Origin of the sequence: Kitasatospora sp. NBC_00240, assembly GCF_026342405.1 — a bacterium.
GTDB lineage: Bacteria > Actinomycetota > Actinomycetes > Streptomycetales > Streptomycetaceae > Kitasatospora.
Genome location: NZ_JAPEMU010000001.1, coordinates 7,432,256 through 7,457,960 on the forward strand (window position 1 = coordinate 7,432,256; position 25,705 = coordinate 7,457,960).

Annotated in this window: 29 protein-coding genes; 12 read left to right on the forward strand and 17 right to left on the reverse strand. The window is 75.0% G+C overall.

The window, feature by feature from the left end; genetic code table 11:
- Positions 1 to 4: 4 nt before the first annotated feature.
- From OG689_RS31835 to OG689_RS31845, 3 genes are read right to left on the reverse strand one after another with little or no spacing between them, the layout of a single operon-like run.
- A complete protein-coding gene (locus OG689_RS31835; RefSeq protein WP_266324298.1) occupies positions 5 to 1,537 on the reverse strand; it encodes an AMP-binding protein in 1,533 nt (510 codons plus the stop codon).
- A gap of 55 nt (positions 1,538 to 1,592) precedes the next feature.
- Positions 1,593 to 2,036 (reverse strand): MerR family transcriptional regulator, encoded by a 444-nt coding sequence (locus OG689_RS31840; RefSeq protein ID WP_266327578.1) that lies wholly within the window; start codon positions 2,034 to 2,036, stop codon positions 1,593 to 1,595.
- A gap of 20 nt (positions 2,037 to 2,056) precedes the next feature.
- Positions 2,057 to 2,872: an SDR family oxidoreductase gene (locus tag OG689_RS31845; protein ID WP_266324299.1), complete on the reverse strand. Its 816-nt coding sequence runs from the start codon at positions 2,870 to 2,872 to the stop codon at positions 2,057 to 2,059.
- Positions 2,873 to 3,083: 211 nt separating this feature from the next.
- Here OG689_RS31845 and OG689_RS31850 point away from each other — a divergent pair, with 211 nt between their 5' ends.
- The 3 genes from OG689_RS31850 to OG689_RS31860 all read left to right on the forward strand — a co-directional run bounded on the left by OG689_RS31850 (position 3,084) and on the right by OG689_RS31860 (position 4,629).
- Positions 3,084 to 3,557 (forward strand): group II truncated hemoglobin, encoded by a 474-nt coding sequence (locus OG689_RS31850; RefSeq protein ID WP_266324300.1) that lies wholly within the window; start codon positions 3,084 to 3,086, stop codon positions 3,555 to 3,557.
- Between the two features lie 27 nt (positions 3,558 to 3,584).
- Positions 3,585 to 4,154, forward strand: coding sequence for a GNAT family N-acetyltransferase (locus OG689_RS31855; RefSeq protein ID WP_266324301.1), 570 nt, complete (start codon positions 3,585 to 3,587; stop codon positions 4,152 to 4,154).
- A 103-nt stretch (positions 4,155 to 4,257) separates the two neighbouring features.
- Positions 4,258 to 4,629 (forward strand): VOC family protein, encoded by a 372-nt coding sequence (locus OG689_RS31860; protein ID WP_266324302.1) that lies wholly within the window; start codon positions 4,258 to 4,260, stop codon positions 4,627 to 4,629.
- 75 nt (positions 4,630 to 4,704) lie between these two features.
- On the opposite strand, the gene OG689_RS31865 is transcribed toward OG689_RS31860, so the two are convergent.
- Both OG689_RS31865 and OG689_RS31870 read right to left on the reverse strand, forming a co-directional pair.
- Positions 4,705 to 5,283: a maleylpyruvate isomerase N-terminal domain-containing protein gene (locus OG689_RS31865; RefSeq protein ID WP_266324303.1), complete on the reverse strand. Its 579-nt coding sequence runs from the start codon at positions 5,281 to 5,283 to the stop codon at positions 4,705 to 4,707.
- A gap of 73 nt (positions 5,284 to 5,356) precedes the next feature.
- Positions 5,357 to 6,139, reverse strand: a complete 783-nt coding sequence (locus tag OG689_RS31870) for a class III extradiol ring-cleavage dioxygenase (RefSeq protein ID WP_266324304.1) — start codon at positions 6,137 to 6,139, stop codon at positions 5,357 to 5,359.
- A 128-nt stretch (positions 6,140 to 6,267) separates the two neighbouring features.
- Here OG689_RS31870 and OG689_RS31875 point away from each other — a divergent pair, with 128 nt between their 5' ends.
- Together OG689_RS31875 and OG689_RS31880 are read left to right on the forward strand one after the other, a co-directional pair.
- Complete coding sequence (locus OG689_RS31875) at positions 6,268 to 6,735, forward strand: MarR family transcriptional regulator (RefSeq protein WP_266324305.1); 468 nt, start codon at positions 6,268 to 6,270, stop codon at positions 6,733 to 6,735.
- Between the two features lie 204 nt (positions 6,736 to 6,939).
- The gene (locus OG689_RS31880; RefSeq protein ID WP_266324306.1) at positions 6,940 to 7,590 is read left to right on the forward strand and encodes a lysophospholipid acyltransferase family protein; all 651 of its coding nucleotides are present in this window, start codon (positions 6,940 to 6,942) and stop codon (positions 7,588 to 7,590) included.
- 52 nt (positions 7,591 to 7,642) lie between these two features.
- Here OG689_RS31880 and OG689_RS31885 read toward each other — a convergent pair whose 3' ends face one another.
- The gene (locus tag OG689_RS31885; protein ID WP_266324307.1) at positions 7,643 to 8,818 is read right to left on the reverse strand and encodes a saccharopine dehydrogenase NADP-binding domain-containing protein; all 1,176 of its coding nucleotides are present in this window, start codon (positions 8,816 to 8,818) and stop codon (positions 7,643 to 7,645) included.
- Between the two features lie 67 nt (positions 8,819 to 8,885).
- The gene (locus tag OG689_RS31890) at positions 8,886 to 10,439 is read right to left on the reverse strand and encodes a PucR family transcriptional regulator (protein WP_266324308.1); all 1,554 of its coding nucleotides are present in this window, start codon (positions 10,437 to 10,439) and stop codon (positions 8,886 to 8,888) included.
- A gap of 350 nt (positions 10,440 to 10,789) precedes the next feature.
- Between OG689_RS31890 and OG689_RS31895 the strand changes: the two genes are divergently transcribed.
- Positions 10,790 to 11,368 carry a suppressor of fused domain protein gene (locus OG689_RS31895; RefSeq protein ID WP_266324309.1) on the forward strand — a complete coding sequence of 193 codons (579 nt, stop codon included), beginning with the start codon at positions 10,790 to 10,792 and terminating at the stop codon, positions 11,366 to 11,368.
- Between the two features lie 356 nt (positions 11,369 to 11,724).
- Positions 11,725 to 12,192 (forward strand): molybdopterin-dependent oxidoreductase, encoded by a 468-nt coding sequence (locus OG689_RS31900; protein WP_266324310.1) that lies wholly within the window; start codon positions 11,725 to 11,727, stop codon positions 12,190 to 12,192.
- A 77-nt stretch (positions 12,193 to 12,269) separates the two neighbouring features.
- On the opposite strand, the gene OG689_RS31905 is transcribed toward OG689_RS31900, so the two are convergent.
- From OG689_RS31905 to OG689_RS31935, 7 genes are all read right to left on the reverse strand, one after another.
- Positions 12,270 to 12,722 (reverse strand): SSI family serine proteinase inhibitor, encoded by a 453-nt coding sequence (locus OG689_RS31905; RefSeq protein ID WP_266327580.1) that lies wholly within the window; start codon positions 12,720 to 12,722, stop codon positions 12,270 to 12,272.
- A gap of 214 nt (positions 12,723 to 12,936) precedes the next feature.
- A complete protein-coding gene (locus tag OG689_RS31910) occupies positions 12,937 to 13,356 on the reverse strand; it encodes a TOBE domain-containing protein (protein WP_266324311.1) in 420 nt (139 codons plus the stop codon).
- Positions 13,357 to 13,596: 240 nt separating this feature from the next.
- Complete coding sequence (locus OG689_RS31915) at positions 13,597 to 14,691, reverse strand: exo-alpha-sialidase (protein WP_266324312.1); 1,095 nt, start codon at positions 14,689 to 14,691, stop codon at positions 13,597 to 13,599.
- Between the two features lie 203 nt (positions 14,692 to 14,894).
- On the reverse strand, positions 14,895 to 16,337 hold the full coding sequence (locus tag OG689_RS31920) for an NAD(P)/FAD-dependent oxidoreductase (RefSeq protein WP_266324313.1): 1,443 nt from the start codon (positions 16,335 to 16,337) through the stop codon (positions 14,895 to 14,897).
- Positions 16,337 to 16,816 (reverse strand): OsmC family protein, encoded by a 480-nt coding sequence (locus OG689_RS31925; protein ID WP_266324314.1) that lies wholly within the window; start codon positions 16,814 to 16,816, stop codon positions 16,337 to 16,339. The genes OG689_RS31920 and OG689_RS31925 overlap by 1 nt, the downstream gene beginning before the upstream one ends.
- 172 nt (positions 16,817 to 16,988) lie before the next feature.
- Complete coding sequence (locus tag OG689_RS31930) at positions 16,989 to 17,702, reverse strand: 1,4-alpha-glucan branching protein (RefSeq protein ID WP_266324315.1); 714 nt, start codon at positions 17,700 to 17,702, stop codon at positions 16,989 to 16,991.
- 211 nt (positions 17,703 to 17,913) lie between these two features.
- Positions 17,914 to 19,428, reverse strand: coding sequence for an APC family permease (locus tag OG689_RS31935; RefSeq protein WP_266324316.1), 1,515 nt, complete (start codon positions 19,426 to 19,428; stop codon positions 17,914 to 17,916).
- Between the two features lie 138 nt (positions 19,429 to 19,566).
- Between OG689_RS31935 and OG689_RS31940 the strand changes: the two genes are divergently transcribed.
- Both OG689_RS31940 and OG689_RS31945 read left to right on the forward strand, forming a co-directional pair.
- Positions 19,567 to 20,202 (forward strand): TetR/AcrR family transcriptional regulator C-terminal domain-containing protein, encoded by a 636-nt coding sequence (locus OG689_RS31940; protein WP_266324317.1) that lies wholly within the window; start codon positions 19,567 to 19,569, stop codon positions 20,200 to 20,202.
- A gap of 115 nt (positions 20,203 to 20,317) precedes the next feature.
- Positions 20,318 to 20,869 (forward strand): GNAT family N-acetyltransferase, encoded by a 552-nt coding sequence (locus tag OG689_RS31945; protein WP_266324318.1) that lies wholly within the window; start codon positions 20,318 to 20,320, stop codon positions 20,867 to 20,869.
- A 158-nt stretch (positions 20,870 to 21,027) separates the two neighbouring features.
- Here the strand turns inward: OG689_RS31945 and OG689_RS31950 are convergent, their stop codons facing one another.
- Positions 21,028 to 21,405: a co-chaperone YbbN gene (locus OG689_RS31950; protein ID WP_073925722.1), complete on the reverse strand. Its 378-nt coding sequence runs from the start codon at positions 21,403 to 21,405 to the stop codon at positions 21,028 to 21,030.
- A gap of 286 nt (positions 21,406 to 21,691) precedes the next feature.
- Between OG689_RS31950 and OG689_RS31955 the strand changes: the two genes are divergently transcribed.
- The 3 genes from OG689_RS31955 (at position 21,692) to OG689_RS31965 (ending at position 23,742) form a co-directional block, all read left to right on the forward strand.
- On the forward strand, positions 21,692 to 22,300 hold the full coding sequence (locus OG689_RS31955; protein WP_266324319.1) for a hypothetical protein: 609 nt from the start codon (positions 21,692 to 21,694) through the stop codon (positions 22,298 to 22,300).
- Positions 22,301 to 22,468: 168 nt separating this feature from the next.
- Positions 22,469 to 23,032, forward strand: coding sequence for a sigma-70 family RNA polymerase sigma factor (locus tag OG689_RS31960; protein WP_266324320.1), 564 nt, complete (start codon positions 22,469 to 22,471; stop codon positions 23,030 to 23,032).
- A complete protein-coding gene (locus tag OG689_RS31965) occupies positions 23,029 to 23,742 on the forward strand; it encodes a zf-HC2 domain-containing protein (RefSeq protein WP_266324321.1) in 714 nt (237 codons plus the stop codon). The genes OG689_RS31960 and OG689_RS31965 overlap by 4 nt, the downstream gene beginning before the upstream one ends.
- On the opposite strand, the gene OG689_RS31970 is transcribed toward OG689_RS31965, so the two are convergent.
- Entirely contained in the window at positions 23,720 to 24,460 is a 741-nt protein-coding gene (locus tag OG689_RS31970) for a hypothetical protein (protein WP_266324322.1), read from the reverse strand. The two genes, OG689_RS31965 and OG689_RS31970, sit on opposite strands and share 23 nt — an antisense overlap.
- A 255-nt stretch (positions 24,461 to 24,715) precedes the next feature.
- Positions 24,716 to 25,537: a YndJ family protein gene (locus tag OG689_RS31975; RefSeq protein ID WP_266324323.1), complete on the reverse strand. Its 822-nt coding sequence runs from the start codon at positions 25,535 to 25,537 to the stop codon at positions 24,716 to 24,718.
- Positions 25,538 to 25,705: the final 168 nt, after the last annotated feature.

The following is a 25,705-nucleotide window of genomic DNA, read 5'->3' on the forward strand; positions in this document are numbered from 1 at the left end:
GGCGTCAGTTGACCCCCCGCTCGCGTCCCTCCCAGTACGGCTCGCGCAGGCGGAACTTCTGCAGTTTACCGGTGGCGGTCCGGGTCAACACCTCCCGGAACTCCACCGAGGTGGGCGACTTGTAGCCGGCCAGCCGCTGCTTGCAGTGCGCGATGAGCTGCGCCTCGTCGGCGCTCGTGCCCGGCTTGAGCACCACCAGGGCCTTGACCGTCTCGCCCCACTTCTCGTCCGGCACGCCGATCACGGCGACCTCGGCGACGGCGGGGTGGTCGTAGAGGCAGTCCTCGACCTCGATCGAGGAGACGTTCTCCCCGCCGGTGATGATGACGTCCTTCTTGCGGTCGGAGATGCTGAGGTAGCCGTCCGTCATGGTGCCGCCGTCGCCGGTGTGGAACCAGCCGCCCTTCAGTGCCTCGGCGGTCTCCTTCGGCTGCTCCCAGTAGCCCTCCAGGACGTTGTTCGAGCGGATCAGGACCTCGCCCTGGGCGTCCACCCGCACCTGGCTGCCGAGCGCCGGCGCGCCGGCCTGGACCAGCTTCTCGGCCCGTTCGACGGCCGGCAGTTCGTCCCACTCGGCCCGGCCGCGGTTGACGGTGGCCAGCGGGGAGGTCTCGGTGAGGCCGTAGATCTGCATGAACTCCCAGCCGAGTTCGGACTCGATCCGCTGCACCACCGAGGTCGGCGGCGGCGCGCCCGCCACGATGATCCGCACCCGGTCGCGGCCGGGCACCGGTCCGTCCCACTCGGCAGCCGCCTCCAGCACCATGGCGATCACGGCGGGCGCCCCGCACAGGAAGGTCACCCCGTGCCGCTCCACCCGGCGCAGGATCTCGGCGCCGTCCACCTTGCGCAGCACGATGTGCTGCGCGCCCAGCCCGGTGAGCGCGAACGGCAGACCCCAGCCGTTGGCGTGGAACATCGGCAGGGTGTGCAGGTAGACGTCGCGGTCACTGGCGCCGAAGTGCAGGCCCATCAGTACGGAGTTGAGCCAGATGTTGCGGTGGGTGAGCTGAACGCCCTTGGGCCGGGCGGTGGTTCCGCTGGTGTAGTTGATGGTGGCGGTGTCGGACTCGGCGATCTCGTACCGCTGCGGCGCGTGGTCGAAGTCGTACAGCACGGCGTCGCTCTCGGCCCCGATGACGTAGGTGTGCCGGGCCTTCACATCGGCCAGTGGCTCGGCGAGTTCGGGGTCGACGAGCAGGACGGACGCGCCGCTCTGCTCGACGATGTAGGAGACCTCGTCGGCGCGGAGGCGGAAGTTGACCGGCACCAGCACCCGGCCGTGGCCGCTGACGCCGAACATCGAGGTCATCAGGCGCGCCGAGTTGTGCGAGACGATCGCGACCCGCTCGCCGGGGCCGACGCCGAGGCGGTCGAGTCCGGCGGCCTGCGCGCGGGCGAGTTCGGCGACCCTGCGGTAGCTGAGCTCGCCCCAGGACCGGGCCGGCTGCACCGGCTCGTCGACGATCCCGACCCGGTCGCCGTAGACCAGCTCGGCCCGGTCCAGGAAGTCCATCACGGAGAGTGGAGTCTGCATACCCCTCACTCTGCTACCGGTCTTGCCCGCTGCACACCCCCGAACGGGGGTGTCGTCACCCGGACGGTCGCACCGCCGCCGCCACCGCGCGCGTCCCGAGCGGCTCCGCCGCCGGGGGAGCCGGCGCGGGCGGCCCGGATTCGGGAAGGCCCGGGCCGGCGCCGTCCAGCGCGGCCGCCAGCCGGTCGCGGGCCTCGCTCTGGGCGGCGATCCGCCGTTCGAGGACGGCCAGCCGCTCCCGGGCGATCCGCAGGGCCTTCGCGGACGGCGGCCCGGCCGTCAGGTCACCGTCCAGACAGGGCAGGAAGGCCCGGACGTCGTCCAGGGTGAGCCCGGCGGCGAGCAGCCGCCGGATGTTGCCGACCCGGACGGCGGCCTGCTCCCCGTACACCCGGTAGCCGTTGTGGGCCCGCTCCGAACTGATCAGCCCGGCCTGCTCGTAGTGCCGCAGGGCCCGCGCCGAGGCGCCGGTGGCCGCCGCGAGTTCACCGATCAGCACGGGCCGGCACCCCTTCCTCGTCATGCCACGACGGCTCCACCGTCCACGGGCAAGACTACTCCGGTGACGAACGACGCCTGCGGGGAGGCGAGTTGGGTGATCGCCCAGGCCACTTCGGCGGGCCGGCCGACCCGGCCGAGCGGCGTGTGGGCGAGCTGCCACCGTCGGAGCGCCGCCTGCTGTTCCGGGGAGAGGCCGGAGTGCTCGGCGATCGGGGTGGCGACCGCCCCCGGAGCCACCGCGACGACCCGGACGCCGCGCGGCGCCAGCTCCACCGCCCAGCTGCGGGTGAGCAGTTCGACGGCCGACTTGGTGGCCGGGTACACCGCGTTCCCCGGCCAGCCGCGTTGGCCGACCGAGGTGGTGACGTTCACCACCACCCCGCCCGCCGACTCCAGCGCGGGCAGCGCGGCCTGGGTGAGCAGGACGGGGGCGGTCAGGTTGGTGGCCACCTGCTCGTCGATCAACTCCCGGGTGTAGGAACCGAGCCCGCCGGCGCGGACGATGCCGGCGTTGTTCACCAGGACGTCGAGGCGCCCGAACCCGTCCAGGGCGGCCCGGACGATCTCCTCGGGCGCGCCGGCGCCGGTGACGTCCGCCGCGAACGGGTGGATGTGATCCGGGGCCGCCCGGGCGGTCTCCGCCAGCGGGCCGGGCCGGCGCCCGACCGCGAGGACGTGGACGCCCTGGGCGGCGAAGGCCTGCGCGGTGGCCCGGCCGATCCCGCTGCCCGCGCCGGTGACCAGCGCGACTCGCGACGCGCTCGCCGAGGGCGGACATGGAGGAGGGAGAGCAGGAAGAGGAGGAGGGGCCGTGGGTCGGCTGCCGGTAGTCATGGCAGCAGCCTCCAACCCTGCCGCCAGTGACAAGGTCAAGCCGCCCGCCCGCTCCGCCGGGGAGGGTGATGGCAGGACCACGGCCGCACAAGGGCGTCGGGTGCGGTGGAAGAGGATCAGGCCCTTCCGCTCGGTGAGCCGATCGCGAACATGCCTGGTTCCGGGCCCGCCGCCGGGCATGGTGGGGGGACACCGACCTTGGGAGGGTCCGATGACCGGGGAGCAGAACCCGAGCGAAAGCCTGTACGACGCCGTCGGCGGGCTGGAGGCGCTCCGGCGCCTGAGCAACACCTTCTACGACGGCGTGCTGGCCGACCCGCTGCTCGCCCCCGTCTTCGCGGACTTCACCCGGACGCACATCGAGCACGTCGCCGTGTGGCTGGCCGAGATCTTCGGCGGACCGGCCGCGTTCACCGCCGAACTCGGCGGCCATCAGGCGCTGTTGAGATCCCACCTGGGCCTGTCCATCACCGAGGAGCAGCGGGTCCGCTGGATGGAGCTGATGACCGTCGCGGTGGGGAAGGAGCTCCCGGACGACGAACTGCTGCGCCGCCGGGTGCTGGAGTACTTCGACTGGGGCACCAGGATCGCCCGCGACGTCTCGGCCGCACCGGTCGGCGAGGACCTGGGTGACCCCGGCCCCACGCCGCGCTGGGGCTGGGACGGCCTGCAGGGCGGGAGCTGAACGACGGTGCACTCAAGGGGGATTGCCATGCCCGTCGTACTCCGTGCGGAGGCCGCCGACGGTGGCCCGTCGCTGCTGCTGCGCAGCTGGACCGATTCGGACGCCGACGCGCTGGTCGAGGCGTACCGCGATCCGGTGCTCCGGGCCTGGACCAGGCTGGGGGTTCCGGACGCCGAGGCGGCCGCCCACTGGGTGGAGGTCCAGCGGGCGGGCTGGGAGAGCGGCACCCGGCTGAGCTTCGCCGTGCTGGAGGAGGAGCCGGGTGGTGGGGGCCGGCTGGCCGGCAACGTGGTGCTCAAGCGCCCGGAGCCGGCGGGGCCGGCCGGCGAGGTCGGGTACTGGACGGCCGCGCACGCCCGCGGCCGAGGGGTCGCCCCCAGAGCGCTGCAGGTGCTCACCGACTGGGTGTTCGAGAGCTTCGCCGCCGGAGGGGTCGAGTACCTGGAGCTGATGCACCAGGTGGACAACACCGCGTCCTGCCGGGTCGCCGAGAAGGCCGGTTACGGCTTCGAGCGGATCCTGCCGGCGGTGCCGCCGTTCCCCAGGGACGGTCACCTGCACCTGCGGTGGGCCGCCGGCGGCCCGGTCCGGGGCTGATTCCGGAACCGGGTGGCCCACCGCAGCGGTCCGCGGCCCCGGTCCCGTGAAGATCCCGGAAAATCGATGGGCAGCCGTGCCCCGTGGGGGGATAGTGGCGATCATGGCTTCCCTTGTGCGACACGTGACCTTCGACTGTGCCGACGCCTACCGGCTCGGCTGTTTCTGGGCGGAGGTGCTGGGCGCCTCGGTGCACGAGGACGACAACCCCGGCGATCCCGAGGCCCTGGTGGCCTCCGAGGGCGCGGTGCTGCTCTTCGTCACCGTGCCCGAGACCAAGACCGTCAAGAACCGGGTCCACCTGGACGTCCAGCCGCAGGACCGCACCCGGGACGAGGAGGTCGAGCGGCTGCTCGCCCTCGGCGCCGTCCTGGTCTCGGACCACCGGCGGGAGGACGGCCTGGGCTGGGTGACGCTGGCCGACCCGGAGGGGAACGAGTTCTGCGTCGAGCGCAGCGCCGCCGAGCGGGCCTGATCCTCCGGTCGGCCGCCGTCGGAGCCGCACCGAGGCCCGGCAGGCCCTGTGCGGTGCCGCCGTCCGGGCGTGCGTTCAGCCGACGGCCGCCTGCCAGCTCCACGAAGTGAGCGGGGGGTGGCCGTCGAGTGCGGCCCGGCCGGTCGACCGGAGCAGGACCTGGACCGGGTCGCCCGCCGGGGCGCCCGGGAACAGGCGCTCCAGCACCGCCGCGCAGAGCGGGGCCGGCGGCAGCCAGGGCACGCCGAGGCCCCGGGTGATGTCGTAGGTGTGCAGGAGTACCTCCGCGACGCCCATCGCCGCGAATCCGGCCGGGTCGCAGGGCCCGTAGTGCCAGGCCCGGGTGCCGGGGGCGGCGGTCGCGAGGGCGGAGCTGAGCAGTCCGCCGCAGGCGGCGACCACCCGGAGCACCTCGGCGGTCGTGGCCCCCGCCGGGACGGTGAGGTCGAACGGCAGGTAACCGGCGGCCGGGCGGCCGGTGAGCTGTCCGGCGTACGCCAGCAGGTCGTGCGCGACGTGGACGGCGGTCTCCCGGCAGGTCCAGTCCAGGGTTCCGGCCCGGGCCTGCCAGCGGGGCCCGTCCGGTTGCGGTTCGAGGACCGCCAGCAGCTCGGCCACCGCCTGGTCGACGTCCCGTTCGTCCATCGCGCGCATGCCCCGACCCTGACAGCCGGGCGACCCCCGTCGCAACAGTGCGGCGGGGGCGGGCGGGTGACGCGCCCGGGGCTCAGCCGAGCTGGACGGAGCGCTTGGCGAGGCCCATCCAGAACCCGTCGATCACGCTGCGCTGGGTGGCGAGGTCGGCCTCGCCGGCGCCCAGGGTCACGAAGAGCGGTGCGAAGTGCTCGGTGCGGGGGTGGGCGAGGCGGCCGGCCGGGGCCTTGCGTTCGAAGTCGAGCAGGGCGTCGAGGTCGCGGGCCTCCAGGGCGCGCCGGCCCCAGTCGTCGAACTCGGCCATCACGGACGGCACCGTGCCGTCGGGGCTGATGGCGCGCAGGTTGTGGGTGAAGAAGCCGCTGCCGACGATCAGCACGCCCTCGTCCCGCAGCGGCGCGAGCCGGCGGCCGATCTCCAGCAGCCGCTGCGGGTCGAGCGTCGGCATCGAGACCTGCAGGACGGGGATGTCGGCCTCCGGGAACATCTCCACCAGCGGGACGTACGCGCCGTGGTCGAGGCCGCGGTCGGGGATGTCCTGTACCGGAGTACCGGGGGCGCGCAGCAGCTTGCGCACGCTCTCGGCGAGTTCGGGCGCCCCCAGGGCGCCGTACTGCACCCGGTAGTAGTGCTCGGGGAAGCCCCAGAAGTCGTAGACCAGCGGCACGGTGGTGGTCGCGCCGAGGGCGAGCGGGGCCTCCTCCCAGTGGGCGGAGATCATCAGGATGGCCTTGGGGCGCGGCAGCCCGGCGGACCAGGCGGCCAGCTGGCCCGGCCAGATCGGGTCGTCGGCGAGCGGCGGCGCGCCGTGCGAGAGGTAGAGGGCTGGCATGCGCTCGGGGGCTGCGGTGCTCATCGGGGCCTTCCTCGGGTGGTTCCGCCGGTGGTTCGGGGTGCCTCGCCACAGGGTAGTTCAAATTTGAACCTCGATACGTGGAGAGTACACCTTGGTTCGAATTCGAACAACGGGAGTACGATTCCCCCATGGACGAACCCCGCTGGCTGGACCAGGACGAGATGGCCGCCTGGCGGGGCTTCGTGGCCGCCAGCAACCTCCTCAACCGGCGCCTGGAGCGGCAGCTCAAGGACGACTCGGGGCTCTCCCACACCCAGTACGAGATCCTGGTCCACCTCTCCGCCGCCCCCGAGGGGTCCCTGCGGATGACCGAACTGGCGGACCGGCTGATCACCTCCAAGAGCGGCCTCACCTACCAGGTCACCCAGCTGGAGAAGGCCGGGCTGGTGAGCCGCCGCTCCTGCCCCAGTGACGTGCGCGGCATCTTCGCCGACCTCACCGAGCAAGGCCGGGAGGCCGTCCGCAGCGCGGCGCCCGGCCACCTCGCGATGGTGCGCGAGCTGCTCATCGACGTCCTCAGCCGGGAACAGCTCGCCGTCCTCGCCGACGGCCTCGGCGAGGTCAGCCGGCGCCTGCGGGCGGACGAGCGTTCCTGACCACCGGCCGGGCCGCCGCCCCTCGCCGCCCCCGGGCGGACCACGCGGCGGGCCCGGGCCACCGGTCAGCTCGGGCGCGGGGCGCCGGGTGAGTACCGCTTTGAGTACCCGCACTCAGGCCCGGCGGGCCGCGCTGCCGCCACAATGGGCGGGCGGCGGCCGCCCCGGCCGCGCCGCACCCGATCCCTACCCCGAGGACCACCCATGCTGAGCGCCGTCGCCCGCGCCGTCGTCCCGGCCCTCGGCCGTTTCACCGTGACCACGGACGACGACGCCGTCCTGGCCCCCGGCAGCATCGTCGCCCCCAACCACTCCTCGCTGGTCGACCCCGGCGTGGTGCTCGCCGCCGTCCGCCGGCTCGGCGTCGAACCGGTCGTGCTGGCCACCGCCGGGCTGTGGCGGATCCCGGTGCTGGCCGGCGCGCTGGTCCGCGAGGGGCACATACCCGTGCACCGCGGCACCGAGCGGGCCACCGAGGCACTGGAGGCAGCCGCCGCCGCGCTGGCCGCCGGCCGGGTGGTGGTCATCTACGCCGAGGGCCGGCTCCCGCGCCGGGTGGACGCCGCCGACAGCGCGCCCGGCCCGTTCCGCACCGGCCTGGCCCGGCTCGCCGCCGACGGCGCGCCGGTCGTCCCGCTCGGGCAGGCCGGCGCCCGGCGGATCAGCTCCGGGTCCACGGCCAAGCAGGTCGCGGGCCTGTTCACCGCACCGCTGCGCCGCCCCGGCGTGCACGTCCACGTCGGGGCGCCGCTGGTGCTCGGCGGTGATGTGGAGGCCGCCACCGCCCGGGCCCACGCGGCCGTGACCGGTGCCTGGCGGACGGCGGCCGACCACCTGGCCGCCCGCCGGGGCTGACCGCCGGAGCCGGCCGCCGCGCCCTGCCGCGAGGTACCCGCGACGGTCCCGGTCAGCTCTCCAGGACTTTGAACCCGATGCCGGCCGCGATCAGCCGCTCGGTCAGCGCCTCGCCCATCGCGACGGCCGTGGTGACCTGGCCGGCGGTGTCGGGGAGCCGGTCGGACGCCAGGCAGAGCGCCGCCTCGGCGAGCATCTTCGCCGTCTCGCCGTACCCCGGGTCGCCGCCCGACACCTCGGTGACCACCCGCCGCCCGCCGCCCTCGCCGAGGAACACCACCCGGAACCACGACTTCGCCCGCTTCTCGGCGGACGGCCCCTCGCCCGGCCGGCGGCGGCCCAGCAACCACTCCCGGACGGGCCCGATCTGGGCCAGCGCCACCAGGGCGCCCACCCCGCCGGCCAGTCCGGCCGCGACCGGGAGCCGGCGCACCGCCAGGTAGTGGCCGTACGCGAAGTCCGGGCCGTAGCGCTCCAGGGCGCGGGCCGAGCGCAGCACGATCTGCGGGTCGATGGTGGGGGCGGGCAGCGCCCAGGCGCCGATCCGCCGCTCCCGCTTGGGCAGGCCGGGCAGCCCGCGCACCCGGCGGCCGGGCGGCCCGGCCTCCGCCCGCCGGCGCTCCTTGGCGGCCCGCGCCGCCGGGCGCAGCCGGGAGAGCACGGTGAGCGCCGAGTGGAAGGTGCCACCGGAGAAGGTCGCGGACGCGCTCACGAACCCCCGCACGGTGACCGGCACGCCCTCCGGCAGCTGCTCGACCGTGAACCGGACCCCCAGGTCGTACGGGACGGAGTCGAAACCGCAGCAGTGCACCAGGCGCGCGCCGCTGGCCACCGCCGTGGCGTGGTGGCGCAGGTAGCTGCGGTCGACGAACTCCGGCTCGCCGCTGAGGTCCAGGTAGTCCGTGCCGGCCGCCGCGCAGGCGCCGACCAGCGGGTCCCCGTGCCGCAGGTACGGTCCGACCGTGCTGACCACCACCCGGGCCGCCTCGGCGACCGACCGCAGCGCGGCCGGGTCGGAGGCCTCCGCGGTCAGCAGGTCCAGCCCGGCGAGCGCGGGGTCGACGGCGGCCAGCTTGTCCCGGACGGCGGCGAGCTTCGCCGGGCTGCGCCCGGCCAGCGCCCAGCGGGTGCCGGCGGGCGCGTGCCGCGCGAGGTACTCGGCGGTGAGCTCACCGGTGAACCCGGTGGCGCCGAACAGGACGATGTCGTAGCTGCGGCCGGTAGGCATGCCGGGAACCTTACTCAGCGGTAATGAGGGTCGTCCAGAGCCCGCACCGGGTGTCGGCCGCCCCGGTTCAGCGCCCGGCCGGCGCGCAGAGCAGCGCGGCCCGCAGGTCGAGGCGGTCCTGCAGCCTGGCCAGGTTGCGGCCGGTCAGCTCCTCGATCCGGCGGATCCGGTAGTGCACGGTGTTGACGTGGATGTGCAGCGACTCGGCCGTCCGGGCCCAGGAGCCGTCGTGGTCCAGGAAGACCGTGAGGGTGCCGAGCAGCGAGACGGCGTTCTCGCGGTCGTGCGCGGCGAGCGGCGCCAGCAGCCTGGTGTGGAAGGCGGCGGTCACCTCCGGCGGTATCCCGCGCAGCAGGCCGGCCAGCGAGTCCAGCTCGGCGGTACTGCCGACCGGCCCGGCGGACCCGGCCAGCACGTACCGGGCCTGGACGAGGGCCGCGCGCAGCGGCCCGGCGGCCGCCGGCGACGCCGGGCCGACCCCGGCGCGCAGGCCGCGGCGCCCGGTCAGCCGGGCCTGCAGGGCGGGCCGGGCCCGGCGCAGCCGCTCCGCCACCTGGGCCGCGGGCGCGGCGACCAGGGCGGCGGTGCGCCCGGCCGGGTCGGCACCGGCGGCGAACGGGACGCCCAGCGGGTGCAGCGCCTCGGCGAGGGCGTGCGCCGCCCAGTCGTGCGGGCCGCCGTCGATCCGGGCGGCGACGGTGACCAGCGGGCCCTCGGCGGGCAGGCCGCAGGCGGCGAGCGCCTCGGCGAGGTCGGCCGGGCCGTCGGCGGCCAGCAGGCCCAGCAGCCGGCCGGCCGCCTGGCGCCGCGCGGCCGCCTCGGCGTGGGCCCGGGCGGCGAGCGGGGCGAGCAGGTCGGCCAGGCCGCGGAGCATCGGGGTGGCCGCACCCTCGGTCGCGGGGCCGCCGTGCAGCAGCCAGCCGTCGAAGGGGGAGTTCTCCTGCGGGCCGACCGGCAGTGGGGTGCCGGTGCCGGTGCCGGTGCCGGTGCCCGTGCCCGTGCCGGAGCCGGAGCCGGAGCCGGCGTTGGAGGCCCGGCCGGTCGGCGGTGCGGCGGCCGCAGCGGGCGGCTCGGCGATGACCCGCCCGCCGGTGGTGCTCACCGAGCACTCGGGCACCCCGAGCCGGCTGACGGCGTGCGCCAGCACCTCCGCGGCCTGCGCCCCGGAGTCGATCAGGCCGGCCAGCTCCCGGCGGGCCGCCTCGGGGATCGCGGCGGCGTCCTGCACACCGGCCTGCAGCCCGCCCCAGAGTCGCAGGTAGACCCGGTCGGTCACAGCGCGGAAGCTGGTGCCGGCGGGGACGGCGAGCAACGGGATGCCGTGGGTGCGGCAGGCCTCGGCGAGGCTCGACGGCACGGCGCCGTGGGTGCCCTCGCCGGCCATCAGCGCGGCGACCCGGGCGCTGCGCAGGGCGGTGGCGAAGCGCAGGGCCGCCGAGCCGTCCTCGGGCTGCCACCAGACCAACCCGGTCAGGACCAGCTCGCCGGGCTGCAGGTACCGGGCCGGGTCCTGGAGGTCGGTGGAGGTCACGCCGGTGACCTGGCGGGCCAGGAGTTCGGGCGTGCCCCAGGCCAGCCGGATGTCCAGGTCGTCCAGGTGCAGCAGGTCTCCGACGATCATGCTCTTTGCTCCTTGTGCTCCGCGCCGGACTTCGCCTTGCAGGTGCAAGCGCGAAGTGCGCACAAGCATCGTAAATGCAAGGCAGGGAACCGGAATCCGCCTTGGTCGATCCTCCAGGGCAGGCACCCTCGGACGGTGCTCGGATCCGGTCGTCCCGCACATTGCGCTCCTGCTCCCATCGGTGGGGCGGACTTGAGGGGCGGCATCGGGGGGCGTCGGGGGAGTGCGCGGCCCGAGGGCGGCACGGTGGGCCCGCCCGTCGGGGCGCCGCGCATCCGTGGCCGACGCCGGTCGCCCATGACCGTGGGTGCGCCGTCCACGGCGGCCGATCGCGGTGGGAGGATCGCCCGGTGAGCGATGCGAGGGTGTTGGCGGCGGAGGCCGTCGAGTCACATGTCCGGGCGTTCTTCGAGGGGCACTCCGTGGAGGTCGTCGACCCCGGCCTCGGGCCCGTACGGCGGGAGGTGGTGCCCGATCTGCGCGTGCTCGTGGTGGGGCCCGGCCCCCGCGGCGAAGGCTGGGCCTATGTGACCGCCGGGTGCTGGGCGGCGACCGGGAAGGACGGTCACGGCCTTGAGTTCGTCATGACCGCCCACGTCCGCGACCAGCGCTTCGTCGAGCTCATGGCGATGATCGCCTACTACCACCGCGGGGGACATCGGCTCGACCTGGAGCACAGCATGCCCATCGGCGAACCGTGGGTGCCGGGGTCGGCCTGCGACCATCTGCTGATCAGCCTGCCCTATCTCCACGGCCCGGACCTCGAACACTGTCCCGTCCCCGGGGGTCACGCCCGCATCCTGTGGGCCCTACCCGTGACGACGGCCGAGATCGAGTTCCGTAGGCGCCATGGGCACGAGGCGTTGGAGCGGCTCTTCGACGAGGCGCGGATCATCCCCACCGATCCTTTCCGGGTGTCGGCCGCCTGAGTTCCCGGGCGCCGGCGGTCACGATCGTGGTTGCCAGGGGCGTGGTGGCGCCAGGCCCCGCCGGCTGACCGGTGTCGGAGGTCCTGGGATCAGCCTTCGGGTTCGGGGCTGACGCACCTGTCCGGTGGCCTGCTCCGGCGGCGCTCGTGCGGACTCCGCGCGGTGCAACGCGGTGCCCGCGGATCGTTGCGGCTCGTGCAGTGCTGGCGAATCCGCACTTGCGACGGTAAATGAGTGGTATCCCTTGCTTTTGCGGCTGCTGGAATGATTCCACGGCCGCAGGTGCGAATGAGCGGCACCCGCCTCGGGTACCACCCTCCAGGGCCGCACCCCGCGGGCCGGGAGGAGCATGCCGTATGAGACACCCCGCCACCGTCCGGCTGCACGGTCACCTGGACCGGCCGGCCGAGCTGACGATCGGCCAGCTCCGCGACCTGCCCTCGCACCGGGTCCAGGTCAGCTTCGACTGCCGCACGGAGGGCGAGCAGCGCCACGGGTACGAGGGGCCCACCCTCTGGGACGTGCTGTGCGCCGCCGGGCCCAAGGTCGATCTGGCCGCGCGCAAGCCCCGGCTGAAGTTCCTGCTGGCCGTCACCGGCTCGGACGGCCACCGCGCGGTGGTCTCCTGGGCCGAGATCGACCCCGACTTCGGCGGCCAGCGGATCCTGCTCGCCACCAGCATGGACGGCGCCCCGCTGGACGAGAGCGGCCCCCAGCTGGTCGTCCCCGCCGACCACTGCGGAGCCCGCTACGTCAGCGGTGTCACGGCGGTCTGGCTCGGGCCGGCGCCCGGCGCGGAGCCGGCCGGAGCCGCTCGGGCCTGAGCCCGGCTCGGGCCTGAGCCCGGCTCGGGCCCGCACTCCGCCGTCCCGGGGGCCGGCGTGGGCCCGGCGCCGCCACCTCAGGCCTGCGGGTCGTCACCGCCCGGGAGCAACGGGACGAAGGAGTCCCAGCGGGCGATCTCGCAGCCGTTGCGGCGGGAGAAGCGGGCGTCCACCGGCCGGCCGGCCCAGTGGCCGGTGACCCGCGCGGTGGCCGGGCCGCCGTACTGCAGCGTGCAGACGGCGTCCGGCGGGACGGCCGCGAAGAGGTCCCGCCCCCAGGTCGTGAGCGAGTCGAGCCGGTCGCAGGCGGCCTGCGCGGCCGGGTGGTCGCCGCCGGCGGGGTGGCAGAAGAGCTCGTGGGTGCCGCCGGAGGCGGGCCCGTCGCCGTCGGAGACCGTGACCGTGAGCCGGTCCCCGGCCACCCCGTCCGGGAGCGGGACCGGCTGCGCCGTGACGGCGTGGGCGAAGGTGCTGAAGGTGGCGGCGAACACCGCGGCGGTCGCCGCCGCGCGCCACCGGAAGGGGCTGATCATGCGTCAACAGCTACCGCCCGCGGCCTCGCCGCCCCGGCATCTCACCCGGACGAGGGCGTGGCGTGGCGCGTCGCCGCCCGTGCGGCGGGGAGACCGCTCGGCACGGCCGGGAGACCGCCCGGCGCGGCAGGGGGACTGGTCCCGCACGGCCGGACGCCGCCGAGCGCCCCGGCAGGGCCAGGGGCGCTCGGCGCGACGACGTCGCCCGGTGTCAGGCAGTCGCGAGCGAGACCTCGGTCGACTTGATCAGCGCGACCACCGGGGTACCGGCCGCGAGGCCCAGGTCGGCCACCGCGTCGGCGGTGATCGCCGCGGTCAGCTCGCCGCCGTCCACGGCCACCTTCACCCCGGCCATCGCGCCGCCGGTCGCCACCTCGACGACGGTGCCGGGGATCTGGTTGCGGATGCTCAGCCCGGTCACCGGGCCGGTGGCCAGCGAAACCTCGGTGGACTTCACCAGCGTGCGGACCTTGCTGCCCTCGGCGAGGCCGAGGTCCTTGACGGAGTCCAGCGTGATGGCGGCCGTGACCTCCTGGCCGGAGCCCAGCCGGACCTTGACGGTGGCCATCACCTCGCCGGTGGCGATAGCGGTGACCGTGCCGGGGAGCTGGTTGCGGATGCTCAGGCTCATGGGGAATGCCTCGTTCTCGATCAGGGAAACAGGTGACGTCCGATCGTGCCGAATCCCACCCTAGTCGCTACGAATGTGCAGGTCAGAGGGCATCCTGACGGGTCGTCGCAGATGCGGGCCGAAGTGCTGCGGCGGGCTCTCAGCTGCCATCCGGGCACCCGGTCGGCCACCCGGTACCGGCCGGGGCCCGGCCCGTCCCGCCGGGCGTGTCGCAGGCGGCGGTCCGGGCCGGACGGAGCCTCAGCCGATCACGGCGGCCCGGACGCAGAGCACGTCCGGCAGGTGGGAGATCAGCAGCCGCCAGCTGGCGCCCTCGTCCGCGCTGGCGTGCACCTCGCCGTTGCGGTTGCCGAAGTAGAGGCCGGCCGGGTCGGCGTCGTCGGTGCGCAGCGCGTCGCGCAGGACGACGCCGTAGTGGTCCTCGCCCGGCAGGCCCTCGGCCAGCGGCTGCCAGCTGTCGCCGGCGTCCTCGGTCCGGAAGACCCGGCAGCGGCGCCCGGGCGGCATCCGGCTGCCGGCGCCCTCCAGCGGGAAGACGTACGCGGTGTCGGCCCGCCGCGGGTGGGCGGCGATCGCGAAGCCGAAGTCGGCGGGCAGGCCGTCGGCGATGAACCGCCAGCTCTCGCCGGCGTCGTCACTGCGGTAGACGCCGCCGTGGTTCTGCAGGTAGAGGCGGTCCCGGTCGACCGGGTCGGTGGCGATCTTGTGCACGCACTGCCCGAACTCGGGGTACTGGTTCTCCTCCGGCAGGAACTCCGCCCGCAGGCCCTGGTTGGACGGCTGCCAGCTCTGCCCGCCGTCCTTCGTCCGGTAGACGCCGCCGCTGGAGACCGCGACCAGCAGCTTCTGCGGGTCGCGCGGGTCGGTGATGATGGTGTGCAGGCCCTGGCCGCCGTAGCCGGCGCCCCACTCCGGCCGCTGTGGGTGCGTCCACAGGGACTCGACCATCGTGAAGCTCTCGCCGCCGTCCTCGGAGCGGAACAGGGCGGCCGGCTCGGTGCCCGCCCAGACCACCCCGGGCGCCTCCTCGCCGGCCGGCTGGAGTTGCCAGACCCGGGTCAGCGAGGCGCCGGTGTGCTCGGGGAACCTGATCGTGGGCCGCGGCGGCTCGAACCAACTGGCGCCGAGGTCGTCCGAGCGCCAGACCGAGGGCCCCCAGTGGCTGCTGTCGGCGCCCACCAGCAGCCGGACCCGGCCTTCGCGGCGGTCCACCGACACCGAGTAGATCGCGTTCATCGGGAAGTGCGGTCCGCTGAACTCCCAGTCCAGCCGGTCGCGGCTGCGCCCGAGAAACAGGCCCTTCTCCGTCCCGACGGCCAGCAACACTTCGGTCATCACAACACACCACCTGGTCAGCGTCTCGGCCCCTGTGCCAGTGTCCCGCCGACCGCCCGCCCGTTCACCTTGCCGCGCCGGTCGCGCCGCGTCCGCGTCCGCGTCCGCGTCCGCGGGCGCCCGCCCGTCCGCCCGTGACCTGGGCGGGCCCGACCCGCCCGGCCCGGGCCCCGCGCGCGGCGGGTGCCCGGGCCCGGCGGGGTTCAGCCTCGGCAGTCCTCCAGCAGGCGCAGCCAGACCTCGCTCATCGTCGGGTACGAGGGAACCGCGTGCCACAGCCGGTCGATCGGGACCTCACCGACCACCGCGACGGTCGCCGAGTGCAGCAGCTCCGCGACCCCGGGGCCGACGAAGGTCGCCCCGACCAGCAGGTTCCGGTCCAGGTCGAAGACCACCCGGGCCCGGCCCCGGTAGTCGTCCGCGTACAGCGAGGCGCCGGCGACCTGGCCCAGCTCGTGGTCCACCGCCTTCACCCGCAGTCCCGCCCGCTTCGCCTCGGCCAGGCTCAGGCCCACCGAGGCGGCCTCCGGCTCGGTGAAGACCACCTGCGGCGGGCCGGCGGTGTCCGCGGAGGCCGCGTGCGCGCCCCAGCGCCCGGTGTCCGGCGTGCCGCCGCGGGCCAGCACGCCGATCGCGTTGCCGGCGATCCGCGCCTGGTACTTGCCCTGGTGGGTGAGCAGGGCCCGGTGGTTGACGTCGCCGGCCGCGTACAGCCAGCCGCCCTCGACGCCGCGTACGGCGCAGCTGTCGTCGACCTCCAGCCAGGAGCCGGGCCGCAGGCTGACCAGCTCCAGGCCGAGGTCGTCGGTGCGGGGCGCCCGGCCGGTCGCGTACAGCACCTCGTCGGCGGTCAGCCGCTCGCCGTCCGCCAGCACGACCGTCACCGGACCGTCCGCCGCGGGGCGTTCCAGGGAGGCGACCGACGCGCCGGTGCGGACGTCCACCCCGGCCTCGCGCAGTCCGTCCGCGACCAGCTCGCCGGCGAAGGGCTCCATCCGCGGCAGCAGACCGCCGCCGCGCACCAGCAGCACCACCTCGGCGCCGAGCGCCCGCCAGGCGGTCGCCATCTCCACGCCGACGACGCCGCCGCCGACCACCACCAGACGGCCGGGCACCTTCGGCGAGGCGGTCGCCTCCCGGCTGGTCCACGGGCGGGCCTCGGCCAGGCCCGGTACGTCCGCGGGCAGTACGGCCCGGCTGCCGGTGCAGACCGCGACCGCGTGCCGGGCGGTGAGCCGGCGCTCGGCGCCGTCCGGGCCGGTGACCGTGACGGTCCGCTCACCGGTCAGCCGGCCGTGGCCCCGGACCAGGTCGATGCCGGCGCCGTTCAGCCACTGGACCTGGCCGTCGTCCCGCCAGTGCGAGGTGAAGGAGTCCCGCCGGGCCAGTACGGCCGCGGCGTCCAGGGTGGCGTCGCCCACCGCCTCCCGGGAGCCGGCCAGCGCCCGGGCGCCGGCCAGCGCGGCCACCGGGCGCAGCAGCGCCTTGCTGGGCATGCAGGCCCAGTACGAGCACTCGCCGCCGACCAGCTCGCTCTCGACGATCACCGTCCGCAGCCCGGCTGCCGTGGTGCGGTCGGCCAGGTTCTCCCCGGTCGGGCCGGCGCCGAGGACGATCACGTCGTACTGCTCGGGCTGCTCGCCCATCAGTGCTCCTCGGTGGTGTCGATCGCGACGCCCTCCCGCAGGGCCAGGGTGACGGGGGTGCGCTCGCAGATGTCCAGCAGCCGGGCGCGCTGCTCCTGGTCCAGTTCACCGCCCAGGGTCACCCGGCGGGAGATCCGGCCGCTCCGGCCGTCGGTCTCGTACCCGAGCCGGACCTTGACGTCGGCCAGCGGCCAGCCCTTGCGCCCGGCGTACATCCGCAGGGTGATCGCGGTGCACGAGCCGAGCGCGGAGAGCAGCAGCGCGAACGGCTCCGGCCCGCTGTCCGACCCGCCGCGCCGGACGGGCTCGTCGGCCGTGAGGTGGTGCGTCCCCGAGCGGACGTCCACGTGGTACGGGACGCCGGAGGCGCTGCCGGTCACCACGGCGGTGGTCACCTTCCGGAACTCCGGCGGAGTCTGCTCCTGGCCCTCGCTCGGGCCCTCGGTCGGGCTCTCGGTGGGGATCTGGCTCTGGGGCATGACGGGCGCACCCTCGCTCTCTCGGTCGCTGTCCGGGGCCGGCCGGGTCACCGGTTCGCGGCCCATCCTCCGTCGCGGGCGGTCGTCCGCGCAGGTGAACACGCTGACCCGGCCCGCCCGGGAGACCGCCCGGTCGTACCGTCGTCCTCCCGAGGCCCACTTCGGAAGTGGATCAGGGTCGGGAGTGATCATATTTCGTGCCCCGGGACCGGGCGGCCCAGGAGCGAGGGTCGGGCCCCAGGACGGCGAACGGCGCCCGCGCGCGGGCGCCCTCCGGCAGCTGCCAGGAGCCGGCGACGAGGCCCGTCGCCCCCGGAGGCAGCAGCGGTGCGTCGTCCGCGGCGGGACGCAGGACCCGGTGCAGGCGCAGGACCGTGCCGGGCGGCGCGGGCAGGTCGGTGCCCTCCCGGTGGTCGGTGGCCGGGCCGGAGGTGACGTCCGTGCGGGCGAGGCCGTCGCCGGTGCAGGAGCGGGTCACCTCCCGGTCGGGGAGGTCGCTGGTGTTCTGGTCCTGGGCCTCGACCCGGCCCTCGATCAGAGCCAGCAACTGGCCGACCAGCACCGGGTCCTGGCAGCCGTCGTAGGCCCAGCGCCGCCCCAGCACCCCGTGCTCCATGGTGCCGACGAGGGCGTGTTCCGCCCCGTCGAGCGGGGCGCCGCGATAGGTGAGCGGCACCAGGTAGGTGACGGGGTGGGGGCCGGAGGTGTCGGTGACCACCATGAACTCGATCCCGACCTCACCCTGCGGGTCGTCCAGCCGGAAACCGCCGGCCTTGGCGAGTTCCGGTTCGCCCGCGCCGCCGAGGTACCACGGCCGGGTCGGGAGCCAGGAGGTGAGCAGGTCCAGCTTGGAGGGCTTGAGGACGGTGCGGTGGACGACGGCCATGCCGGGGCTCTCTTTCGTCGGGCGGCAAGGGCCTGCCCATACTCCCAGCCGCCGGTGGGCGGTCCTTGGCCGCCGGGCCGGACCGGGCCGGTCCGGCGTGCCCGGCCGGTGACGCGTCGCCCGTCCGTGCCGGCGGTGCCGCCGGTGGGCCCGGTGTCCGGGGCGGTCCCGTCCCCTGCGCGGGACCGCCCCGGACCGGTCCGCCCCGGGCTCAGTGCACGGCCGGGGCCAGCTCGTCGCTGTCGGGGCTGCCGAGCGGTACGTCCGCCCGCATCAGCCGCTGGGGGCGGCGGACCAGCAGGTAGCCGAGGCCGGCCAGGACGACCAGGCCGACGCCGAGCAGGGCCGCCCAGACCTGGTACCAGGGGGCGCCCGGCGGGGCCAGGATGGTGCGCGGCCAGCAGATGTTGACCACTTCGAGGCCGGTCCACAGCACGGCCAGCGCGTTCAGCAGGGTGCCGGCCCGGCCGTACGAGACCTGGCCGGCCGGGGTCCAGGTGCCGCGCAGGCGGGCGATCAGGGCGGCCAGGCAGAGCAGGAAGAACGGGGCGAAGGTCGCGGCGGTGCCGAAGGTGATCAGGCTGCCGATCGCGGTGGACTCCAGGCCCAGCGGCAGCGCGGCGGAGCTGACCAGGGTCGCGGCGACCAGGCCGCCGATCGGCGCCTTGTGCCGGTTGACCTTGCGGACCTGCGCCGAGAACGGGAAGACGCCGTCCCGGGCCAGCGAGTAGAGGCCGCGGGCGGCGCCGCCCTGGGAGGCCATCAGGCAGGCGGTGAAGGAGACCAGGACGACCACCACGAAGGGCTTGGCCGACCAGTCGCCGAAGCCGGTGACCACGGCGGTCGTCACCGGGTCGAGGTCGGTGCCGGCCACCACGGCGGCCGGGTCGGGGTGGGCGAGCGCGACCGACACGGCGTTGAGGACGACCACCACGCCGACGCTGAGCAGGGCCCACCACATCGCGCGGGGCACCTGGCGGCCGGCGTCGCGGGTCTCCTCGGCGGTGGAGACGCAGGCGTCGAAGCCGATGAACGCCCAGCCGCCGACCGCGATCACGGCCAGAAAGGCCGCGCCGGTGGAGACCCCGGCGGTGGCCGGCGCGTCCAGGGTGTCGGTGAGCAGCGCGAAGCCGTGCTCCCGGAAGAACAGCAGCAGGGCCAGGCCCACCACCACGGAGGCCAGCGCCTCGGCGGCGATGCCGAGCGAGACGAAGCGGCGGAGCAGGTTGATGCCGTACGCGTTCACCAGCGTGCAGAGCAGCATGAACCCGACGGCGACGAGTACGAGTTGGGCCGGTGACGGGGTGAGGCCGAAGAGCGCGAAGAACCAGGGGGAGGCGAGGTAGGCCACCGTGGTGTTGGCGAACATGATGGCGAACTGCCAGAGCCAGCCGGTCATCCAGGCGAAGGAGGGGCCGGCGAGCCGCCGGCTCCACTGGTACGCGCCGCCGGCGAGCGGCCACTGCGAGGCCAGTTCGGAGTAGACGCAGACCACCAGGACCTGGCCGAGCAGACAGAGCGGAAGGGCCCAGACCCAGGCGCCGCCGGCCACGCTCATCCCCACCTGGCTGACGGCGTAGAGGCCGACAACGGGGGAGACGACGGCGAATCCCATCGAGATGTTGCCGAGGACGCCCAGGCTGCGGCGCAGCTCCTGGCGGTAGCCGAGGGCCGCCAGCCGTTCGCTGTCGGAGGGGGCCGGGGTTCTCGGGGGGTTCTCGGTCATGGCTCGTCCACCTTGCCGTCGTCGAAAACTAACTTTGTTAGTTCCGGACCGTAGCCCCTGCACCCGGGGCAGCGGAAGGGGCCGACACCAGGCTGTAATAACGTTTGCCGGGTCGGCACAGACGTGAAGGGGCGGGCCGTGGGAAGACCGAGCAGAGCGCTGCTGAGCAGGGAGATCATCGCCCGGTCCGCGCTCGAGGTGGTCGACGAGCACGGCCCGGACGGCCTCACCATGCGCGCCCTCGCCGAGCGCCTGGGCGTCAAGGCCGCCTCCCTCTACAACCACGTGGCCGGCAAGGACGAGCTGCTCGACGCGCTCGCCGACCTCGTCAACACCGAGATCGACCTCGCCCCGCTGGCCGGCCTCACCGACGACGACTGGCGGCCCGGCCTGGCCGCCTACATCCGCGGCTACCGGGCCGTCTTCCTGCGCCACCCCCACACCATCGCGCTGCTCGCCCGCCGCCGGGTCGAGGCCGAACGCCAGCTGCTCGGCTACGACACCCTGCTCGCCGGCCTCGGCCGGACCGGCCTCGCGCCCGCCGACGCGGCCGAGGCCGCCGCCGCCATCGACTACCTCGTCCTCGGCTCGGCCCTGGAGACCTTCACCGCCGGCTTCACCCGGGACCCGGCCGAGTACCGCCCGCGCCACCCCGCGCTGGCCGACGCCCTGGAGGCCTCGGCACTGCGCGGCGGCGGCCCCGGCGGGCTGGACGACCGCGGCTTCGAACTCGCCCTGAAGCTGCTGCTGGACGGCCTCGCCGCCCGCCGCTGAGCCCGGCCGGGCCAGGTCAGGGCCGGACGCCGGGCCGGACACCGTGCCGGACGCCGGGCCGGGGCGACGGAAATCTCGTTGCGGACCCCACCCGGGTCGGTGCGAGGATCATCGGATGAACCACCACATCAGGGCCGTCCAGCAGGAGGACTGGCCCAAGGTCAAGGAACTGCGCCTGGTCGCCCTGCAGGACCCGGTCGCCCACCTCGCCTTCCTGGAGACGTACGAGCAGGCCCTCGCCAGGCCCGACGAGTTCTGGCAGGAGCGCACCGACCGCGCCGCCGAGGGCCGGGCCACCCGGCAGTTCGTCGCCGAGCAGCCCGACGGGCGCTGGCTCGGCACGGTGGCCGCGCTGGTCGAGCCGGCCGGCGAGAAGACCTTCTTCGACGACGTTCCTGAGCAGTCGCAGACCCACATCGTCGGCGTCTTCGTCCGGCCCGAGGCCCGGGGCACCGGGCTGGTGGACGAGCTCTTCCGGGCCGCGCTGGAGTGGTCCTGGCAGCTCGCCGAGCCCCGGGTCGAGCGGGTGCGGCTCTTCGTCCACGAGCAGAACGGCCGGGCCGAGGCGATGTACCTCAGGGCGGGCTTCACCCGAACCGGTGACTTCGTGCCGGCGCCCGGCGATGCCCCGGCCAAGGACTACGAACTCGCCCTCGCCCGGAGCTGAGCCGCCGCCCGCGGCGGCCGCCCGGACATCAACGGCGGGCCGGCACGGGTACGGCCTGCCGGCGCGGGGCGGCCACGACAACGGGCCCGGGGTGACCTGCACCCCGGGCCCGCCGCGTCCGGCGACCCTGCCGGCCGCCCCGGACAGGACCGTCCGGATCAGACCGTCCCGGCCGACTCGGCGGCCTTGCGCTTCACCTCGTCCATGTCCAGCTCGCGGGCCTTGCCGATCAGGTCCTCGAAGACCGCCTCGGGGAGCGCCCCCGGCTGCGAGAAGACCAGCACGCCCTCGCGGATGATCGCCAGGGTCGGGATCGACTGGATCCCGAAGGCCGCCGCCAGCTCCTGCTGCGCCTCGGTGTCGACCTTGGCGAAGACCAGGTCCGTGTGCCGCTCGGCCGCCTTCTCGTACACCGGTGCGAACTGCCGGCACGGGCCGCACCACGCCGCCCAGAAGTCGATGAAGACGAAGTCCTTGCCCTCGGGGCCGGGGACGACCTCGTCGAAGTTCTCCTTGGTCAGCTCGACCGTGCTCATGTGCGAGTTCCTTCCTCGGGCAGCGTCATCAGGCGTCCGCTGGCGTCAACCCGACCACCGTACGAGGTATTCCACCCAGGGCCGCCACCGCCCGCCGCACCCGCCGCGCGAGATCCCGCACGAGATCCCGGGGAGCCGCTCCAGGGTCCGGCGAAAAAAATCTCGCCGGACATTGAGCACCCCGGGCGCCCGGCCCGTACTGAAGGGTGCGGGCGCGGGGAAGGCGCCCCCGCCGCCGGGGATCTCCCGGTGGCGCTGTCCGGCATGTCCTTTGGGGGATATCACCATGCGCATCACCAGCCGAGCCGCACTGTTCACCGCCACCGCCGTCACCTCGCTGGCCCTGGTCACGGCCTGCGGCTCCAGCGGATCCGGGTCCTACGGGTCCTCCGGGTCGACCGGCGCGAGCACCGCCCAGCCGCCCGCCGCCACCGCCCCCGCCAGCCCGGGCGGCGCGGGCGCACCCGCCCAGGGCGCCGCCGCCCTGCAGGCCGGCACCGACGCCAAGCTCGGCGCGATCGTCACCGACGGCGCCGGCCACACGCTGTACCGCTTCGACAAGGACACCGCCCAGCCGTCCGCGTCCAACTGCAACGGCGGCTGCGCCACCACCTGGCCGCCGGTCCCGGCCGGGTCCGACGTCGGCGTCAAGGGCATCGACAGCAAGCTGGTCGGCACCGTCACCCGTGCCGACGGCAGCAAGCAGCTCACCCTCGGCGGCTGGCCGGTCTACCGCTACGCGCCGGACACCAAGCCCGGTGACACCAAGGGCCAGGGCGTCGGCGGCACCTGGTTCGTCATCACCCCGGACGGCAAGAAGGCGGGCGCCCCGGCCGCCCAGCCCGCCACCCCCGCGCAGCCCCCGGCCACCACCCCCGGCGGCTACGGCTACTGAACCGCCCGGCCGGTCGAGGGCCGGGGCGGGCAGCCCCGGCCCCGGCCGCCGTAGGAGACCACGGCCACCACCGACCCGACGGGCGGGCCGGTGCGGGCCACGGACGGACATCGTCGAGCGGAACGGCGAGTCCTCGACCCGGAGGTACGGGTGCGCAAGGATAGCGCTGTGACCGAGCAGCATTCCCGTGGCGCCGAACGCGGCGACGGGCCGCCGTACGGCCCGGGGCCGGACGAGGCGCTGATGCGCACCCTCTACCAGGAGCACGCCGGGCCGCTGTTCGGCTTCGTGCTGCGCCTGGTCGCGGGCGACCGCCAACGCGCGGAGGACGTCGTGCAGGAGACGCTCGTCCGGGCCTGGCGCAACATCGACCGGCTGGACGCGGCGACCGGCTCGCTGCGACCCTGGCTGGTCACGGTCGCCCGGCGGATCGTGATCGACAACCACCGCAGCAGCCTGGCCCGGCCGCGCGAGGTGGACCCGTCGCCGCTGGAGCTCCTGCCCGCCGAGGACGAACTCGACAAGGCATTGAGGCTGATGACGATCTCCGACGCGCTCGACGATCTGACCGAGGCTCACCGGGCGGTTATCGTCGAGACCTATCTGAAGGGCCGCACGGTCACCGAGGCGGCCGCCGAACTCGGCATCCCCGCGGGCACCGTGCGGTCCCGGATCTTCTACGCGCTGCGCTCGCTCAAGCTCGCGCTCGAGGAACGAGGAGTGACATCGTGACGCCGCCCAGGGAAGACCACGTCGACGTCGGCGCGTACGTCCTCGGCGTACTCGACGCGGCGGACCGCGGCGCCTTCGAGAAGCACCTGGCCGGCTGCCCGCAGTGCGCCGAGCAGGTGGACGAACTCGGTGCGCTGGAGCCCATGCTGGCCGAATTCCTGGCCGCCGGCGCGGCGGACGCGGCCGACCCGGCCGATCCCGTGCCGCGTCCCGGGGACGAGTTGCTGACCCGCCTGGTCGACGAGGTCACCGCCACCCGCCGGCGCGGTCGCCGGCGCCGGCTGGTGCTGGTCGCCGCGGCCGCCGTCCTGGTCGTCGGCGGACCGGCGGTCACCGCCGCGGTCACCGCCGGCTCCGGCAACCACGCCCCGCAGGTGGTCGCCCAGCAGCAGTTCACCGCCACCGACGCGACCACCGGCGCGCAGGCCACCGTCGGCGTCGAGGGCAAGAAGTGGGGCAGCCAGATCAGTCTCCAACTCTCCCACGTTCAAGGTCCGTTGAGCTGTGACCTGGTCGCCGTCTCGCGGGTCGGGGAGCGTCAGACCGTCACCACCTGGACCGTCCCGCCGGCCGGCTACGGCACCACCGGCTCGCCCGACGCCCTGCGCACCTCCGGCGGGGCCGGCCTCCAGCTCAAGGACATCGACCACTTCGAGGTGCGCACCCTGGACGGCAACCAGGTCCTGGTCAGCGTGCCGGTCGCGGCCTGACCGGCGGGCCCTCGGGCGGCGGGGGGCCTGGGCGGTCGGCGGGGGTCCACAGCCGCAGCCGCTCCGCGCGGCCCTCGGCGCCGCGGGGCGCGCCGGGAGCCGGCAGTCCCTCGTCCGTCATGTGCTCGCGGCGCCAGATGCCCGGCCACTGGTACCGCTCCGGCGGCTCCAACCGGTGACCGGTGCCGCACCCGCAGGACTTCAGCACCGTGCCGCAGCCCCGGCAGATGTCGACGAACCCGTGCCCGGTCGAGTACGACACCACCGGCCGCTCGTCCCCGCACCGGTGGCAGCCCGGCAGCTGCCGCCCCTCCAGGACGGCGATCCGACGGCGGACGTAGGCGGAGAGGGACATCGCGGGGTGGCAGCAGACGTCCGTCTGGAAGCAGGTCTGCCCCCGCCGCACCAGCTGCCACGGGTCGTCCGGTCCCCGTCGTCGCCCGGCCCGCTTCTCGGCCCGTCGCCGCCGAACGTACCCCTCGGTCGCGGCCAGCCACAGCAGCCGGGCCTCGTGCAGTTCCGCCATCGCCCGGACGAGCGAGCCGGGATCGGCCGCCAGCTCGCGCGGAATCCGGGCGCTGAGCGTCAGGTGGTGGTAGGTCGGGCGGAGTCCGTACGGTGCGAACAGGGTCAGGCAGGTCCGCAACGCGCTGTGCCGCCGGTGGGGAGGCAGGGCCTCGTCGAGGACGAGGGCGCGGTGCGTCAGGAAGCTGGCCATCAGGGCGGCCCGGCGGTGGACGGTGCGGAGGCGGAGGCGGAGGCGGGGGCGGAGGCGGGGGCGGGGGCCGGTGCCGGCCGGATCGGGAGCATCGGCCGATTCTGCCGCCGGGCGGGCGCCGGCCGCATCCCGATTTCGGCGCCGCAGGATCGGGCGCCGGCGTCACGTTCGTCGAGGGCCGGGCCCGGCCGGATGCGGGCCAGCCGTTCGGGGTGGCTGAGGGGGGCTGCGGTCCGAGGGCGGGGCCGCCGGTGTTCACGGGTGGATCTCCTTGAGGCGGCGCCAGGCGAGCAGTGAGCAGAGGGCGAAACCGAGGGCGTTGCCGAGGCCGTGGGTGGCGGCCATCCAGGTCAGGGTGGGGTGGGGGATCCCGCCGGCCTCCCCGAGCGCCCACCAGAGCGCGAGCAGCATGGTGAGGACGAGGACGGCGGCCGAGACGGCGAGCAGCGTGCCGGTGACGCGGTCGGCGGTGCGGCCGCGCAGGTCGCGCCAGGTGATCAGGCCGACCGCCCACATGCCGGTGGTGAGGACGGCCGCACCGAGCAGTTCGGCCCAGTCGTCGACGAAGTAGCCGGCCAGCACGAGCAGGGTGCCGAGCGGCACGCTGAGCGCCGCGTACCGGGCGGCGGGGAGGTCGGGGGCGGCCCGGCAGACCAGCCCGGCGACCAGGGCGGCGGTGAACCCGGCGTAGTGGAAGTGCGGGACGGTGAGGGCGAGGATGTCCAGGTCGAAGCCGAGCAGCCGGTGGCCCGAGCGTTCGGCGACCAGGGCGAGTCCGGCCACGGCCGGGGTGGTGAGCGCGGTGAGGACGGCGATCTCACGGGGCGCGGTCGAGCGGGTGCGGGCGAGCCGCAGCGGGGCCTGGAGGGCGAGCGCGGCGGTGGCCAGTGCGTAGAGCGCGGCGAGTGCGGTGGCGGCCGGGCCGCGGGGGAGCCAGAGCGCGACGGCGCCGGGGACGGCGGCCGCCGGCCAGCAGCGGCGCAGCAGCGCCGTGCCCGGCCCGTCGATCAGGGTGAGGCCGACGGGGACGACGACCAGCATCCCGAGCATGACGACGAGGTTCACCAGGGTGGTCACGGCCGGTCCCGCCGGGCCGGAGGCCGTTGGCCGGTGGTGCTGGGGGGCATGCGGTCACGACCTAGCTTGAACGTGTTCAAATCCCTCTGGTGCAGACTCTACGGGAGGTATTGAACGTGTTCAAGTCGCTTCCGGGGCCGCTCCTGCGCGTCCCTCTGGAATTCGGCG